13 protein-coding genes are annotated in these 14,664 nt (G+C 62.9%); 4 read left to right on the top strand and 9 right to left on the bottom strand.

Annotated features, from left to right (window positions below; genetic code table 11):
- Positions 1-10: 10 nt before the first annotated feature.
- On the top strand, positions 11-1,486 hold the full coding sequence (locus BUS12_RS16275; protein ID WP_074296589.1) for an NCS1 family nucleobase:cation symporter-1: 1,476 nt from the start codon (positions 11-13) through the stop codon (positions 1,484-1,486).
- 34 nt (positions 1,487-1,520) lie between these two features.
- Here the strand turns inward: BUS12_RS16275 and BUS12_RS16270 are convergent, their stop codons facing one another.
- From BUS12_RS16270 to BUS12_RS16250, 5 genes are all read right to left on the bottom strand, one after another.
- The gene (locus tag BUS12_RS16270) at positions 1,521-1,904 is read right to left on the bottom strand and encodes a hypothetical protein (RefSeq protein WP_074296587.1); all 384 of its coding nucleotides are present in this window, start codon (positions 1,902-1,904) and stop codon (positions 1,521-1,523) included.
- 159 nt (positions 1,905-2,063) lie between these two features.
- Complete coding sequence (locus BUS12_RS16265) at positions 2,064-3,425, bottom strand: ATP-binding protein (protein WP_074296585.1); 1,362 nt, start codon at positions 3,423-3,425, stop codon at positions 2,064-2,066.
- Positions 3,422-4,135 carry a response regulator gene (locus tag BUS12_RS16260; protein WP_074296583.1) on the bottom strand — a complete coding sequence of 238 codons (714 nt, stop codon included), beginning with the start codon at positions 4,133-4,135 and terminating at the stop codon, positions 3,422-3,424. Before BUS12_RS16260 ends, BUS12_RS16265 begins: the two co-directional genes overlap by 4 nt.
- A gap of 113 nt (positions 4,136-4,248) precedes the next feature.
- The gene (locus BUS12_RS16255; RefSeq protein ID WP_074296582.1) at positions 4,249-4,545 is read right to left on the bottom strand and encodes an EF-hand domain-containing protein; all 297 of its coding nucleotides are present in this window, start codon (positions 4,543-4,545) and stop codon (positions 4,249-4,251) included.
- A 416-nt stretch (positions 4,546-4,961) separates the two neighbouring features.
- Entirely contained in the window at positions 4,962-6,092 is a 1,131-nt protein-coding gene (locus BUS12_RS16250) for a glycosyltransferase family 9 protein (RefSeq protein WP_074296580.1), read from the bottom strand.
- 168 nt (positions 6,093-6,260) lie between these two features.
- On the opposite strand from BUS12_RS16250, the gene BUS12_RS16245 reads away from it, so the two are divergent.
- Positions 6,261-7,571 carry an MFS transporter gene (locus tag BUS12_RS16245; RefSeq protein ID WP_074296579.1) on the top strand — a complete coding sequence of 437 codons (1,311 nt, stop codon included), beginning with the start codon at positions 6,261-6,263 and terminating at the stop codon, positions 7,569-7,571.
- Here the strand turns inward: BUS12_RS16245 and BUS12_RS16240 are convergent.
- The gene (locus BUS12_RS16240; protein WP_074296576.1) at positions 7,520-8,806 is read right to left on the bottom strand and encodes a Zn-dependent hydrolase; all 1,287 of its coding nucleotides are present in this window, start codon (positions 8,804-8,806) and stop codon (positions 7,520-7,522) included. The genes BUS12_RS16245 and BUS12_RS16240 overlap by 52 nt on opposite strands.
- A gap of 137 nt (positions 8,807-8,943) precedes the next feature.
- Between BUS12_RS16240 and BUS12_RS16235 the strand changes: the two genes are divergently transcribed.
- The gene (locus BUS12_RS16235) at positions 8,944-9,963 is read left to right on the top strand and encodes a LysR family transcriptional regulator (protein ID WP_083640491.1); all 1,020 of its coding nucleotides are present in this window, start codon (positions 8,944-8,946) and stop codon (positions 9,961-9,963) included.
- Here BUS12_RS16235 and BUS12_RS16230 read toward each other — a convergent pair.
- The 3 genes from BUS12_RS16230 to BUS12_RS16220 form a co-directional block, all read right to left on the bottom strand.
- A complete protein-coding gene (locus BUS12_RS16230; protein ID WP_083640490.1) occupies positions 9,957-10,847 on the bottom strand; it encodes a 2-hydroxyacid dehydrogenase in 891 nt (296 codons plus the stop codon). The genes BUS12_RS16235 and BUS12_RS16230 overlap by 7 nt on opposite strands.
- 97 nt (positions 10,848-10,944) lie before the next feature.
- Positions 10,945-11,751 (bottom strand): class II aldolase/adducin family protein, encoded by an 807-nt coding sequence (locus BUS12_RS16225; RefSeq protein WP_074296573.1) that lies wholly within the window; start codon positions 11,749-11,751, stop codon positions 10,945-10,947.
- A gap of 71 nt (positions 11,752-11,822) precedes the next feature.
- Positions 11,823-13,472, bottom strand: coding sequence for an acyl-CoA synthetase (locus BUS12_RS16220; RefSeq protein WP_074296571.1), 1,650 nt, complete (start codon positions 13,470-13,472; stop codon positions 11,823-11,825).
- A gap of 228 nt (positions 13,473-13,700) precedes the next feature.
- Between BUS12_RS16220 and BUS12_RS16215 the strand changes: the two genes are divergently transcribed.
- Positions 13,701-14,645, top strand: coding sequence for a LysR family transcriptional regulator (locus BUS12_RS16215; protein ID WP_074296569.1), 945 nt, complete (start codon positions 13,701-13,703; stop codon positions 14,643-14,645).
- Positions 14,646-14,664 lie beyond the last annotated feature (19 nt).

Raw genomic sequence — 14,664 nt, 5'->3', positions numbered from 1 at the left:
AGGGGCAGACATGTCGACCTCACCGCTTATCGATGGTGGCGCCCCGCGCGATGCGGGTGGGCATGTCGCACAGACCGACGAGCGTCTGTATAACCACGACCTTGCGCCGGTGCCGCTCAACAAGCGCACCTGGACCGGCTATTGCATTTTCGCCATGTGGATGTCGGACGTGCACAGCGTCGGCGGCTACACGTTTGCGGCGAGCCTGTTTCTGCTCGGCATTTCCGGCTGGCAGGTGCTGATTGCGCTAACCATCGGCATCCTGATTGTTTATCTGCTGATGAACCTGGTCGGCAAGCCCAGCTATGTGCACGGCATTCCGTTTCCGGTGATGGCCCGCGTCAGTATGGGCGTGATGGGCGCGAACCTGGCGGCGGTGATTCGCGGCGTGGTGGGGATTGTCTGGTACGGCGTGCAGACCTACTTTGCTTCTAAAGCGGTGGCCACGCTAGTCATCCTGTTCTTCCCGGCGGCCACGGCACTGCACGATTTCCGCTTCTTGCGGCTCGATGGATTGGGTTGGATCAGCTTCCTGTTCATGTGGGTGTTCCAGTTGTTCATTTTTCAGCGCGGCATGGAGACGATCCGCAAGTTCATCGACTTCTGCGGACCGGCCGTATATGTAGTGATGTTCGCGCTGATGGCGTGGATCCTGTCGCAGGCGGGCCTGGGCAGTCTGAGCCTGACGCTCGGCGGCAAGGTGCTGTCGGGCAGCGAGCAATTCGCCAGCATGGGCAATGCCACGCTGCTGGTGGTGAGCTACTTCGCCGCGCTGCTGCTCAACTTCGGCGATTTCTCGCGCTTTGCCAAAAGCGAGCGTCAGATGAAGGTGGGCAATTTCCTCGGCCTGCCGGTCAACTTCATCGTCTTCGCCATCATTACGGTGGTGGTGACGTCGGGAAGCGCCACCGTGTTCGGCTCGATGATCATGGACCCGGTAGCGATCGTCGCGCACATCCAGAACAAGGCGGCCGTGGTGATCGGCAGCCTGACGTTCATCGTGGCGACAATGGGCATCAATATCGTCGCCAATTTCGTCTCGCCTGCTTACGACATCGCGAACCTGTTCCCCAAGCACATCGACTTCAAGAAAGGCGGCCTCGTGGCTTCCATTCTCGCGGTGCTCGTGTGCCCGTGGATTTTTGTCGACAGCCCGAAGGCGATCACGATCTTTGTCAGCGTGTTCGGTTCGGTCCTCGCGCCGCTCTATGGCGTGATGATGGCGGACTTTTACCTCATCAAGAAGCAGCAGGTCGAAACGGCCGAGCTGTACAGCATGTCGCCGCAAGGGCGCTTCTACTACGACGGCGGCTGGAACAAGGTGGGCATCGCGGCGCTCGTCATTGCCGGGATCATCTCGGTGGGCTGGGAACTCTGCACGCAACTGCTGCATGTCTTGCCGGACAACAACTTCGGCTGGCTGATCGGCGCCATGGTGGGCGCGGTGCTTTACGTGACGATGATGCGGGCGGCGCACCGCACCTGACGCGAGCGGCCCGCAAGGACCGTGGCACCGATGGCTACTTGTGCTGGGTGCGCAGGTCGACCGCCATGGAGGCACTGGCCGGTTTCGCCGCGTCGTCGAGATGCACCGCGACGTTGCGATACACGTCGCGGCAAAACTGCATGCCGTTGGTTACATCGTGAGTCTTGTCGACCGGGGGCGCGATTTTTTCAGGGTTTGCGAGCGCCGCGTCCACCGCCATCTCGTCGCTGGAATCCGCCTTCATGATGCCGATGCCCTGAATCGTCACGGCAACGCACGGGTCCGGCACGTCCTTGCCGTGCGTCGCGGCGACGTTGAAGTTGATATTCAGGCGCCAGAACCCTTCGTGAATGTTCTGATGAATGATCACGGCCTTGACCAGGTCCTGATGCGATAACAAGTACTCGCTGTTTGCCATGATGTGCTCCTCGAACAGGGTCCTCTTTCGAGTGCAATGTCGCGCGAGGCGTTGCCTCAGCCTGACGGGATACTGCATGCCGGATCACATTGTACGAGGCTGAAAATCACAATCAAGACGCGTGCTGCAATCAGGCGACACGTTGCGACCTGGACCTGTTTAACGCCCCGACTGGGATGCGCTGCGCGGCGCGACGAGCGGCAACACGACCCATACTTCGAGTCCACCGCCGTCGCGTGCGTGAAACTGCAGAGACCCACCGTGCAGTCGCGCGATACGTTCGACGATCGCGAGCCCGAGTCCTGTGCCTCCCGCTTGCGCACGTGCGTTGCGGCCGCGCTGAAACGGCGCCTTCAAGGCTTCGAGTTCGTGCGCCGCGAGCCCCTCACCGCGATCGCCGACCGCGACATAGGCGGTGCCGCTGTGCACCCATGTGCGCACAGCGAGACCCACGCGGCCGTATACCACGGCGTTCTGCATCAGGTTCATCAATAGCCGCATCATGGTGATTGGACGAAACGCGAACACCGGCACGGCACCCAGCGAGAGTTCGAATTCGTGTCCCAGCCCCGCAAAATCCGCGGCGAGCCGGCTGATGAGCGCATTGAGATCGCCGGCTTGCGCCGTTTCGCGCTCGCCGCTGCCGGCGTAGTCCATGAACTGCTGGAGGATGGTTTCGATCTGGTCGAGATACGCTTCGGCCGCCACCACGAAGCTGTCGTGGCCGTTGTCGGTGATTGCCATGGCCATCGCTAGCCGCAGCTTGGTCAGCGGCGTGCGGATGTCGTGCGAGATGCCGGCCAGCATCACCGCGCGCGTCGCTTCGGCTTGCTGCAGCGCTTGCGTCATCTGGTTGAAGGCGCTGCTTACCTCGGCGATTTCCGTGGGGCCATCGGTCGGCAGCGGTGGTGGTGTTTCGCCTGAACTTACGCGGCGTGCCGCATGCGCCAGATTTTGCAGCGGCCGGTTCAGATGCCGCTGGATCAGATAGCCGGTGAGCGCGGCTGCTGCGGCAAGGCCGAGCGACAGCAGAATCGCCGCGTCGAGACCTGCGCCGCGAGCGTCCTCGGGAATCGGCAGGGCGATCCAGTAGGGCATGTCATGCGCGTGAATGCGGATCCACAGACGCTGGCCGCCCAGGGTTTGCCAGCGTACCGGCATGTCGGCGGGCAGGTGTTGGCGCAGGGCGTCCAGAAACACCTCGCGCTGATAGGTGACGTAGAAATGCCGCAGGCTTGGCGTCGGCTCGAGTTCGTCTGCGGCCGGCGGCTGTGCGCCGTGGTTGAGGCGGGCCACCAGTGCATCGCGCGCATTGTCGGGTGCGGCCTCGAACAGCGAGTCGAGCGTGGTGACGTAGTTGGCGAACACGGCGGCGGTGCGTTCGACGCGCGGTCTTTGCACATAGTGCAGCAACACCGTGAGCGAACAGACCTGCGACAGCATGACAAGCACGATCAACAATACGATGTTGCGTGCGAGCAGCGTGCGCGGCAAGCCGAGGCGCTTCAAGGCCACCGTCATGATTCGACGTCGGCGATCAGCATGTAGCCGACGCCCCAGACGGTCTTGATGAAACGCGGTTTGGACGGATCGTCCTCGACAATCTGGCGCAAGCGCAGTACCTGCACGTCGATGCTGCGATCGAGCGCATCGTGATCGCGACCACGGGCGCGCGCGATCAGATTGTCGCGGCTCACGGGCCGATTCGGCGATGACGCCAGCGCCACCAGCAGCAACATCTGCGCGGAGTGAATGTCCAGCGGCTCACCCTTGCGCGAGAGCGCCTGCTTGCCGATGTCGAGACTGAAGTCGCCGAAGCGCACGGTCTGCGAGATGACGGTTGGATCGCCTGAGGCGATTTTCTGGCGCCGCAGCAAGGCGCGGATTCGCGCCACCAGTTCGCGCGGCAGGAAGGGTTTGGCGAGGTAATCGTCGGCGCCCGTTTCGAGACCCACCACCTTGTCGAGCGGGTCGCCCTTGGCGGTCAGCATCAGGATGGGCAGCGTTTGCCCTTCGGCGCGCAGCCGGCTACAAATTTCAAGGCCGTTCTCCTCGCCGATCATCAGATCGAGCACCAGCAGGTCGTACGGCTCGCGCTGCAAATAGCGGTCGAGCCGTTTGCTGTCCTCGACGACGCGCACTTCGAAGCCATGGCCGGTCAGAAAGCGCTGCAGCATATTGCGCAATTCGGCTTCGTCGTCGAGCACGATGATTTTCGCGGGTCGATCCATGCGTGGGCTCCTTAGGCGCGCATCCGGCTACCAGAATAGCGGTTTTCGGGGACAGTGCGAACATACGCACCGCTTGCCCGATACGCCCACGATCCCTCTGATGATTGCCTCGCTCAGTGTGCTGCCGCGCGCTGCTGCATGAATGCTTCGATTTGCGGCAAGGTTACGTAGCCGGCCTTCTGCGTATCGATCGCGTCGAAATTGCGGGCGACCATCGGCATACCGGCTGCCGCCTGTTGGCGGGTCAGCTTGCCGTCCTGCGTGGTGTTCGCGCTGGCAAAGCGGCTTTGCAACTGCTGCGCCATTTGCGCCATGCGCTGCGGGTTGCCGCCCATGGGCGGCGTCGCGGTTTGCGCAAAGGCGCCGCTGCAGGCGAGGCATAGCGCCAGAATCGTCAACATCTTCTTCATTACGTTCTCCGTAGAGTTTGCCATCGTGCGTCGTCGGCCTTGTGCTGCGATCCGTTCGATGACAGGTCGAATTCTTGTCGACTCTGGCGGGGAAGGCAATTTGGAAATCATGTCGCCGTATGTCGCGACATGGTTGGGGGCGCTGGTGGCGGGGAACGGGAAGCGGAACGCGAAGCGCCGTTGCGTTCGCGGAACGCAACGGCGGCTGCCGCGACACGCGCCGGATGTTGCCGCGCGCGTGCCAACAGGCAGTGGGTTTCTTAGGGCGTCACGTCAATGGAAGATCAGATACAGGATGACGAGGACGATGAGCGGCACGCCGAGTAGCCAGCCAAGGATATAGGGCATGAGAATTCTCCTCCGGTTGATGGTTTGCGTTACCACCGCTATCCAGCATCCGGCGTGCCTACTCCTGGTCAGCGTGGGTTGGGCGCCGCTGCCGTCCCCTCAAGCGATGCGGCACGTCCCGCTGCAAAAGGCAGTTCACCGTTGACGACCGTCTCATATGCCGCGTTCAATCGCGCCACGTCCTGCTCGCGATCGCTCGCCTGCACATTGCGCAGCTCGGGTAGATTCAGCGTGACAGGCAGGCAATGCGGATAGTCCCGCACTCGCAGTTCAGGCGCGATGGTCGTGAAAAAAGCCGTAGTGGGGACGTCGAATCCGGCGGCGATATGCACTGCGGCGGTATCGGAGGTCAGCACGTAGCGAGCGTGCCTGATCCACGCAAGAAAGTGCGCCGTGCCGGTCGAGGTGGCCGCCACGTCGACGTAATGCGGATGATCCACGGCTCCAAAACCGAGCACAGGCAGACCGAAGCGCTCAAACAGTCGGCTCACCAGCGCGCGGCGTACCGGTTGTGGAATGCTGCGGATCGGCGTGCTGGCCGTCGGGCAAAACAGCACATACGGCTGCTCGCGCCAGGGCTCGGGCAAGCGTGGCAACTCGAGCGTCTGGAGCCAGCGGTTAGCCTTGTGCGCGGACGGAACGCTTTCGGGTGGCACGCCAAGCGCAGCGAGAAAGAAGTCGATCATCGGCAACGACATGAAGCCGGGCCAGAAGAGGTGGTTGCCCATGTCGATGCGCGTTTCGTTGGCCGGGATATCGGCGAGCGGCCACGGCAACGAACGCGTTGGCGCGAGCTTGCCTGCCGCCAGCGCGTAGAGCTGTTCGACGTAAGGCGGCGAGAGTTCCGGCCGGTAGATCACGAAGCGCACTTGCGGATGAGCGTGCTGGATCGCAGCCAGTGCGGTCAGGCCGATGATCGAATCGCCGAGCGTCACGCCCATGCCGTTGATCACGTGGGCGACGGCAACCGTCGAGTAGTCGAGTACGAATGGATGAGCCGTTGCGTTGAGGATGCCGGGCTGGCTCGCGAGCGCGTCGTGCTCACCGATCTCGGCATCGCGCTGCTCCAGGTCGTACGGCGCGATGATGCGTCCGTCGGGGGCGAGCAGGGATCCGGCATGGGTGAGCGCTTCGTCTGCACGTAGGCTTTGCAATTCGAGGGTTCCGTTGGTTGTGTCGAGGGGTAAGCCTTGAATCATAAGCCACCCGAATGAAGACCATTGGGAATAAGCATTTTACGAATGTATTTCGGCGAAGGATAAAGGGCAGACCAGACTAATCACGCGGCGTTCCGCAGGTTGAGCCGGTGGGACCGATGCCGGTTCGACCCAGCCCACGGCGCCCGCGCTCCACGACACAGGGCTGCCATGTCTCTTCCCGAGCAAACGCATCAACCCGTACGCGCCGCAACCGCGGCCTTTATCGGCACCACCGTCGAGTTCTACGACTTCTACACCTACGCCACGGCGGCAGCGCTGGTCCTTGGCGACGTCTTCTTTCCCAGCAGCAACCACTTTCTGAGCACGATGGCGTCGTTTGCGACCTTTGCGGTCGGCTTTCTGGCGCGCCCGTTGAGCGGCATGGTGTTCGGGCATTGGGGCGACCGCCTGGGCCGCAAGAAGATGCTGCTGCTGACGATGTTCCTGATGGGCATTGCCACAACCGGCATTGGACTGCTGCCGAGCTACGAACGTATCGGCATATGGGCACCGGCGTTGCTGATCGGGCTGCGGATTCTCCAGGGGATCGCGGTGGGCGGCGAATGGGGCGGCGCGGTGTTGATGGCAAGCGAGCATGCGCCGCAGGGGCGGAAAACCTTCTTCGCGTCGTTTCCGCAGATGGGCAGCCCGGCCGGCCTGATCCTGTCGCTGTTGTCGTTTCGCTTCGTGACCTCGCTCGATCACGCGAGTTTTGTGTCGTGGGGATGGCGTCTGCCGTTTCTCGCCAGCTTCGTGCTGCTGGTGATTGGTCTCGTGATCCGGATGGGTGTGAACGAATCACCGGAGTTCGAGCGCTTGAAGCGGACGCAGCAAGTGGCGAAGTCGCCTGTCGCAGAGGTGCTGCGTACGGCCTGGTATCCGATTCTGCTGGCCGCCGCCGCGACCACGATCGGCTCCGCGGGATTCTTCTTTACCAACACGTTCATGATCTCGTATGTCACGACGTATCTGGGCATGCCCAAGTCGCTGATTCTCGATTGCCTGTTCGCGGTCACCATCATTCAGCTTTGCTCGCAACCCATCGCGGCGTTGATCGCCGAGCGTGTCGGTGAAACGCGGTTTCTCACGGGCGCGGCCTTGCTCTCGATGATCACGCCGTATCCGATGTTCCTGCTCGTCAATACGCAACAGCCGCTTGCGCTGATTGCGGGGATTTCGCTGGCGGTGGTCACGTTGTCCGCGATCTACGCGGTGATTGCCGGGTTCATGACGCCGGCGTTTCCGACGCGGGTGCGTTACTCGGGAATCTCGATTGCCTACCAGTTGTGCTGCACGATCGCCGGCGGCACGACGCCTTTGATCGGGACGATGTTGGCCCAGCATTACAAGGGCGAATGGATGCCGCTTGCGTGCTTCTTTACGGTGCTGTCGGCGATTTCGTTGTTTGGGATTGTTGGGCTCGGGCGTTATCGGAAGGGGTTGAGTTCGGAAGAGGTGGTGGGGGTGCTGGCGAATTGATTTCGCCCAGCACGTGCGAGCATCGCATGCAGCAGCACATCCGCGCCACGCGCGACGTCCTCCGGCAGCGCGTCTTCCGCTTCGTTATGACTGAGCCCGTTCACGCAGGGAATAAACACCATCGCAGTAGGGCAGTATTTGGCCAGATGAATCGCATCATGTCCCGCGCCGCTGATGATGCGCTGATGCGGATAGTCGAGTGCCTCGACCGCATCGGCAACCGCCTTCACGCAGGCCGGGTCGAACGGTGTGGCCGGGCTGATCCAGTGGTGCGCGACATCAACCGTCACGCCACGCCGTTCGGCAATCGCATCGAAACGCTCGCGCAGCACGGCTTCCATTGCTTCGATGCGCGCGTCGTCCGGATGACGCAGATCGATCGTGAACGACAGGTCCGCTGCAATCGTGTTGCGCGACGCGTTGCGAATCCCGATCTCGCCGACGGTGACGAGTCCCTCGGGCCCAAAATCCGCGGCCATCGCTTCCAGCGCCGCTGCCATTTCTGCCGTTGCAAACAAAGCATCGCGACGAAACGGCATCGGCGTGGTGCCGGCATGCGCAGCTTGGCCACGCACGCGTGCGTCGAGCCAGCGAATCGCCTGGCCGCCTGTCACGACGCCAATCGGCACGCCGTTGTTTTCGAGTACCGGGCCCTGTTCGATGTGGGCTTCGAAATAGGCATCGAAAACGGTCCCGGGCACCGCACGCTCGCCGCTATAGCCGGTGGCGCTCAACGCATCGGCAACGGAGACGCCGTCGGCATCCCGCGCGTTTAACGCCTGTTCTAGCGGCATCACGCCGGCAAACGCCGCCGAGCCGAGCATCGCAGGCGTGAAGCGCGCGCCCTCTTCATTGGTCCACACCACGATCTCGATGGGCTTGTCCGTTTCGATCCCTGCATCGTTCAGCGTGCGCACGACTTCGAGCGCGGCCAGCACGCCATACACGCCGTCAAAGCGCCCGCCTTCAGGTTGTGTGTCGAGGTGACTGCCGCTCGCCACAGGACTCGCGTGATTCACTCTGCCCGCGCGCCGGGCAAACAGATTGCCCACCCGATCCACGCTCAGCGTCAGTCCTGCCTCCGTGCACCATTGCGCAAACAACGCGCGGCCCGCGGCGTCCTGTTCGGTGAGTGCGAGACGCCGCACGCCACCGCCCGCAGTCGCGCCGATCGTCGCCATTTCCATCAGACTCGACCAGAGCCGCTTCGCATTGATTTTCAGCATCGCTTCCATTTCCTCGTGACGCTGCCAGGATCCGGCAGCTTGGGTTCGCCATGCTGTCTTTATCGAAAATCCAAAATCATTTGTCCAATTTCTAATTATTATTTTCAGTATAATTTTCGCGAATGATCACGCCCGCGGAGCGCGCAATGAACAAGGACAGGCCGGATACCTATCTGAACGACCGTCTCGACTGGAACCTGCTGCGGACCTTCCTCGTGATCGCGCGGGAACAAAGCGTCAGCCGCGCAGCGACCCGTCTGCATCTTTCGCAGCCTGCCGTGAGCCAGGCGCTGCGCCGGCTCGAGGAGCAGCTTGGCCGCCGCCTCGTCGACCGGCATGGTCCGCGTATCGAGGTCACGCGTGCGGGCGTGGACGTCCGGCAAATTGCTGAGGATGTCTACGGAACCATCTCTCGCCTCTCGCTTGCGAATGAAGACAGCAGCGACCGCGATATCTCCGGCATGGTACGCGTGAGCGTGGTGAGCGGCATCGACTTTCCCGCTTACGATGCTTTCCTTGCCGGCTTTCATCGCGACTATCCGCGCATCGAACTCGAGAGCCAGGAGATGCGCAGCGCCGATGTCGTCAACAGTCTGCAGCAGAAGACGGCCACACTGGGATTGACGCCTAAGCGCGCGCTGCCGAAGCGGGTCGAACATCGCGTGTTTCTACGCCAGCGTTATGGATTGTTTTGCGGCCGCCATCATCCGTTGTTCGGTCAGACAGGCTTGACGATCAGTGACCTCGTCGGCGAAAACTTCGTTTCGTTCACCGGCGACAAGGTCGGCGATCACATGTCGCCCCTGACGTTCTTTCGCGACGAAATGGGCTTCACCGGGCGCGTGGTGGGTTCCTCCTCGAGCATGCCGGAGGTGCGGCGCTTCATCTTCGCGGGCTTCGGCATCGGCTGTCTGCCCGAGCACATTGTGCGCGACGACGTGGCCGAGGGCCGCCTGCAAAAACTGCCTCCCGAGAACGGCGTGGCCGATGTGGACGTCCACCTGCTTTGGTCCAGCGACCGCAGATTCAGCGCGGCGGAAAGCGCCTTCCTCAGTGCGCTGCATACGTTCATCGATCAGCACGAAGCGCAGACCGAAGGCGCCGAAGATGCCGAAGACGAGTCCGGCGCGGAACCCACCGGCGCTGCGGCATCAGACGATCAATAGCCGCGCGCCATATCCACCAGATTGTCGAGCGGCTCGCCGCGCACGAGGCGTCGCACGTTCTGCGCGACCTGCAAGCCGATCGTCTCGGGACTGGCCACCGACGCCATATGCGGCGTAACAATCAGATTCGGCGCGCTCCAGAACGGATCGCCCGGCGGCAGCGGCTCATTGGGAAACACATCGACGATGGCGCCGCCAAGCCGGCCATCTGCCAGCGCAGCGTGCAGATCCTGCGGCACCAGATGTTCCCCGCGGCCCACATGAATCAGCTTGGCACCCGGACGCAACTGGCCCAGCGTACGCGCATGCAGGATGCCGCGCGTCGCCTTGGTGAGCGGCAGCAGGCAAACCAGAATATCCGTGCCTTGCAGGAACGGCGCGAGGGCGTGCTCGCCTGCGAACGTGTCGATGCCCGGCAGATTCTTGGGGCTGCGCGCCCAGCCGCGCACGGCAAAACCGAGCCGGTGCAGATCGCTCGCAACAGGGCTGCCAATCTCGCCCAATCCCATGATGCCGACCGTGCATCGCGACGGATCGGATTGTTGAGGCCGCAACCAGATCTCCTTGCTCTGGTTCGCCAGGACGCGGTCGAACTGGCGGTGAAAGTGCAGCACGCCCCACGTGACGAACTCGCTCATGCGGCGCGCGTGGTGCGGGTCCACGACCCGGCAGACGGGCACGCGCGGCAGGCTCGGATCCGACAGGATGTTATCGACCCCCGCGGCGATGCTATGCACGAGCTTCAGGTGCGGCAGCGTGGCAATCGCACCGGCGGGCGGATTCCAGCAGACGGCGACCTCGGCGTCGTGCGCATGGGCGGTGCTGTACAGGCTCACCTTCAGTTCCGGCGCGGCGCGCTGGATCGGAGGGATGAGGTGTGACATGTCGTAGTCACGGCTAATCAGAACGAGTTGAGTCATGAACGGGCAGGGCTTTACGCGCCGGGTCCCGACGCGGGTGGATTCGTGGATGACGAGGCAGTTAGCGGCGGTAGTCGGAGCCCGTATTGTCGATCAGGCGCAGCGCCGCTTGCCACGCCAGTTCGGCGATGTCCTCGGAGTCGTCGCGATTGAACTGGCTGGCCGTCAGTTCGCATACGGCTGCCGACGGAATCCGCAGCGTGGCGCCGCCTGCGAGCGCCGCGATCTGTGCCTGGCAGGCACGCTCGAGAAAGTAGATCTCATGAAACGCCGCGGCAGCGCTCGCGCCGCCGGCGAGCAGGCCATGGTTGCGCAGGATCATCGCCTTATGCGGACCCAGGTCGCGCACGAGGCGCTCGCGTTCGCCGAGATCCAGCGCAATGCCTTCGTAGTCGTGATAGCCGAGCTTGCCGTAGAACTTCAGCGCGTGCTGGCTGATCGGCAGCAAGCCATGCTCCTGCGCCGCGACGCCGATGCCGGCGGCTGTATGCGTATGCACCACGAAGTGCAGGTCGTCGCGCGCCATATGGACGGCCGAATGGACCGTGAAGCCGGCGGCATTGACGCGAAAGCGCGCGGGTTCGGCTGCGGCGCGTTCGTCGATGACGCGGCCCAGGTGGTCGATCTTGACCAGGTCCGAGGCGCACATTTCATGAAACAGCACGCCGTAGCGGTTGATCAGAAACGTCGGCGTGGCGCCCGGCAAGCGCGCGGTGATGTGCGTGTCGATCATGTCCGTCATGCGGAAATGCGCGACGAGGCGGTACAGCGCCGCCAGGTCCGTGCGGATTTTCCATTCGACGTCCGCGTCGGCATCGGACGAGGCAGGTGCATCCTCAGCGTGAAGCGAAGTGGGCTGGGTTTCCATCTGGGAGGTCTCTCAGGTTTGCAGTGACAAGTTCGACAGTTATCGCTGGCGCGGCGGCATTAGTCAATTTTCTAATTTTTATGCTGATCATTGGGCGCGCGAATGATGGCCCGCAGTTCCTTACGAATCACTTTGCCCGTCGCCGTCATAGGCAGGCTGTCCACGAAGCGTATCTCGCGCGGATATTCGTGGGCGGCGAGGCGCGTCTTCACATGCCGTTGAATCTCGCGCACCAGATCGTCTCCAGGCACGAAGCCGGCATTCAGCACCACAAACGCCAGCACGATCTCCGTACGCTCGGCATCCGGCGCACCGACCACCGCAGCCATGCAGACTGCCGGGTGCTGGAGCAGGCAATCCTCGATCGAAGCCGGTCCGATCCGGTAGCCGGCGCTGGTGATCACGTCGTCGTTGCGTCCGACGAAACGGATAAAGCCGGCGTCGTCGCACTGGCCCAGATCGCCGGTGAGCAGATAGCGGCCGCGGAACTTGTCGTGCGTCGCCGCGGCATTGCGCCAGTAGCCGAGGAACATCACTGGATCGGGGCCGGCAATCGCAATGTTGCCGATCGTGCCGTTGGGCACGGGCTGACCGTCGTCGTCGACGATCGCCACTTCATGACCCGGCACCGCTTTGCCGATGGCGCCGATGCGCGGCGCGAACAGCGACGCACATGAGGACACCACGACGTTGCACTCGGTCTGCCCATAGAACTCGTTGATGGTCACGCCGAGCGCGGCGCGTCCCCATGCAATCAGTTCCTCGCCGAGCGATTCGCCGCCGCTTGCCACCGCGTGCAGCGAGAGCGTCCAGCGCTCAGGCTGGGGTACGGTGCGCATCATCTTGAGGGCGGTGGGCGGCAGGAACGTATGCGTGACCGCGTGGCGCGCCAGCAGGTCGAACGCGGCCTCGCCGTCGAACTTGTCGAAACGGCGCGCGAGTACGGTGACGCCGTGATGCCACGCGGGCAGCAGGACGTCGAAGAGGCCACCAATCCACGCCCAGTCTGCCGGCGTCCAGATCACCTTGGCCTGTGCGGGAAAGCAGGCCTGCGACAACTCCACGCCCGGCAGATGCCCAAGCAGGACACGTTGCGCGTGCAGCGCGCCTTTCGGTTTGCCGGTGGTGCCGGAGGTGTAGATGATGACGGCCGGATCTTCAGACGAGGTGTCGACCGGTGCGAACGCCTCGGACTCGGCATTGAGCGCGTCGCAGAAGGCATGCACGTCGCTCGCAGCGGCGGCGCTATCCGCGTCGACGCAATACACCGCTTTCAGTTCGGGCAGCGTGTGGCGGATCTCGGCGAGTTTTTGCAGGCCCGCCGCGTCGGTGATGAGTGCCGCGGCGGCGCTGTCCGCGAGCCGGTACTGGATTGCGTCGACGCCGAACAGCGCAAAAAGGGGCACCGCGATGCAGCCGGCCTTGTAGGCGGCCAGATGCGCGAGAGCGGTTTCGGGCGATTGCGGCAGGAAGATCGCCACGCGGTCGCCCTGCACGACGCCGTTGTGGCGCAGCGCGTTGGCGAACTGGTTGGAGCGGGCCTTGAGATCGTCGAAGCTATAGCGCGTGGCGCTGCCGTCGCGTTGCTCGTAGATCAACGCGAGGCGCCCTGAGCCGTCGGCCCATTTGTCGCACACGTCCACGCCGATGTTGTATCGCTCGGGAATCTGCCATGCAAAGTTTGCCGCCAACGTCTCGTACGTCTGTGCTGCTGGAAGCATCGCTTCCTCCTCGTGTCCATGAAAGCCGCTGCACACACCAGTCTGCGCTGCACGCTCGGGTGTGCAACCGGATTTGAGTAGAACCCAGCTATGGAGGTGAGTCAAGTTGAGGTATGTGAGCGCAATGCGCCGCTCACAAACTCAAGGACTGCAATGCATCTTTACCGGATTCGAGAAAATCAGGCGCGCTATTCATGCAACAATTCGAGCGGGTTTTTGAAGGATCGTATGGATACGTTACAAAAAATGCGTGTGCTCGTTCGCGTCGTCGAAGCGGGCAGTTTCACCGGTGCCGCGCAGCACCTCAACACCACCACGGCCTATGCGTCGCGTGCCGTCTCCGATCTCGAGGCGCGTCTGCGCACGCGCCTGCTCAATCGCACGACGCGCCGCATTGCACTCACCGAAGCGGGCGAGCGTTATCTGCATCGTTGCGAGGAAATTCTCGCCTGTGTCGATCAGGCCGAAGCCGAGGCGAGCGATGCGCAGGCACGTCCGTCCGGCAAGCTGAAGGTCCACGCCATGACGGGTATCGGCCAGCACTGCATCGTGCCCGCTATAGGCCGCTATCAGCAACGCTATCCGGAGGTCAAAGTAGAGTTGACGCTGGCGCAGCGCGAGCCGGATCTGATCGACGAAGGCTATGACGTCGCACTCGTGCTTGCCACTGAACTGCCCGACTCGGGGCTGATCTCGCAGCGCCTCTGCAGCACGTTCAGCATTGCCTGCGCGTCGCCGGCTTACCTCAAACGCAACGGCGTGCCGCAGACGCCCGCCGACCTCGCTACGCACACCTGCCTGCAAACGGCTACGCCAATTTTTCCGGCGCACGAATGGGTGTTTCAGGGGCCGCGCGGCCGGGAGTCGTTCGCACCAACTGCGTCGACGTTCTGCGTCAATATCGCGGAGGCACTGGCGGTGGCGGTGGGCGAGGGCATGGGGATTGGCTTGCTGCCCTTTTACTCAGCGGCGAGCGGTCTGCGCAGCGGCGCGCTGGTGCGCATTCTTCCGGAGTACACAACGCAGCACACGAACGTCTATGCGTTGTATCCGTCGCGCCAGTATCTCGACGCGAAGATTCGCACGTGGGTTGAGTTCTTGCGCGACGAGCTGCCTGCAATGTTCAATCACGAATGCGTGGATGCTGCCGCGTCGAGCAATATGCTGTACTAACCGATACTTTGCTGCAGTG

Source organism: Paraburkholderia phenazinium (genome assembly GCF_900142845.1).
Lineage (GTDB): Bacteria > Pseudomonadota > Gammaproteobacteria > Burkholderiales > Burkholderiaceae > Paraburkholderia > Paraburkholderia phenazinium_A.
The sequence above is the reverse complement of the archived record's forward strand: the minus strand, read 5'-3'. Positions and strand labels throughout refer to the sequence as shown.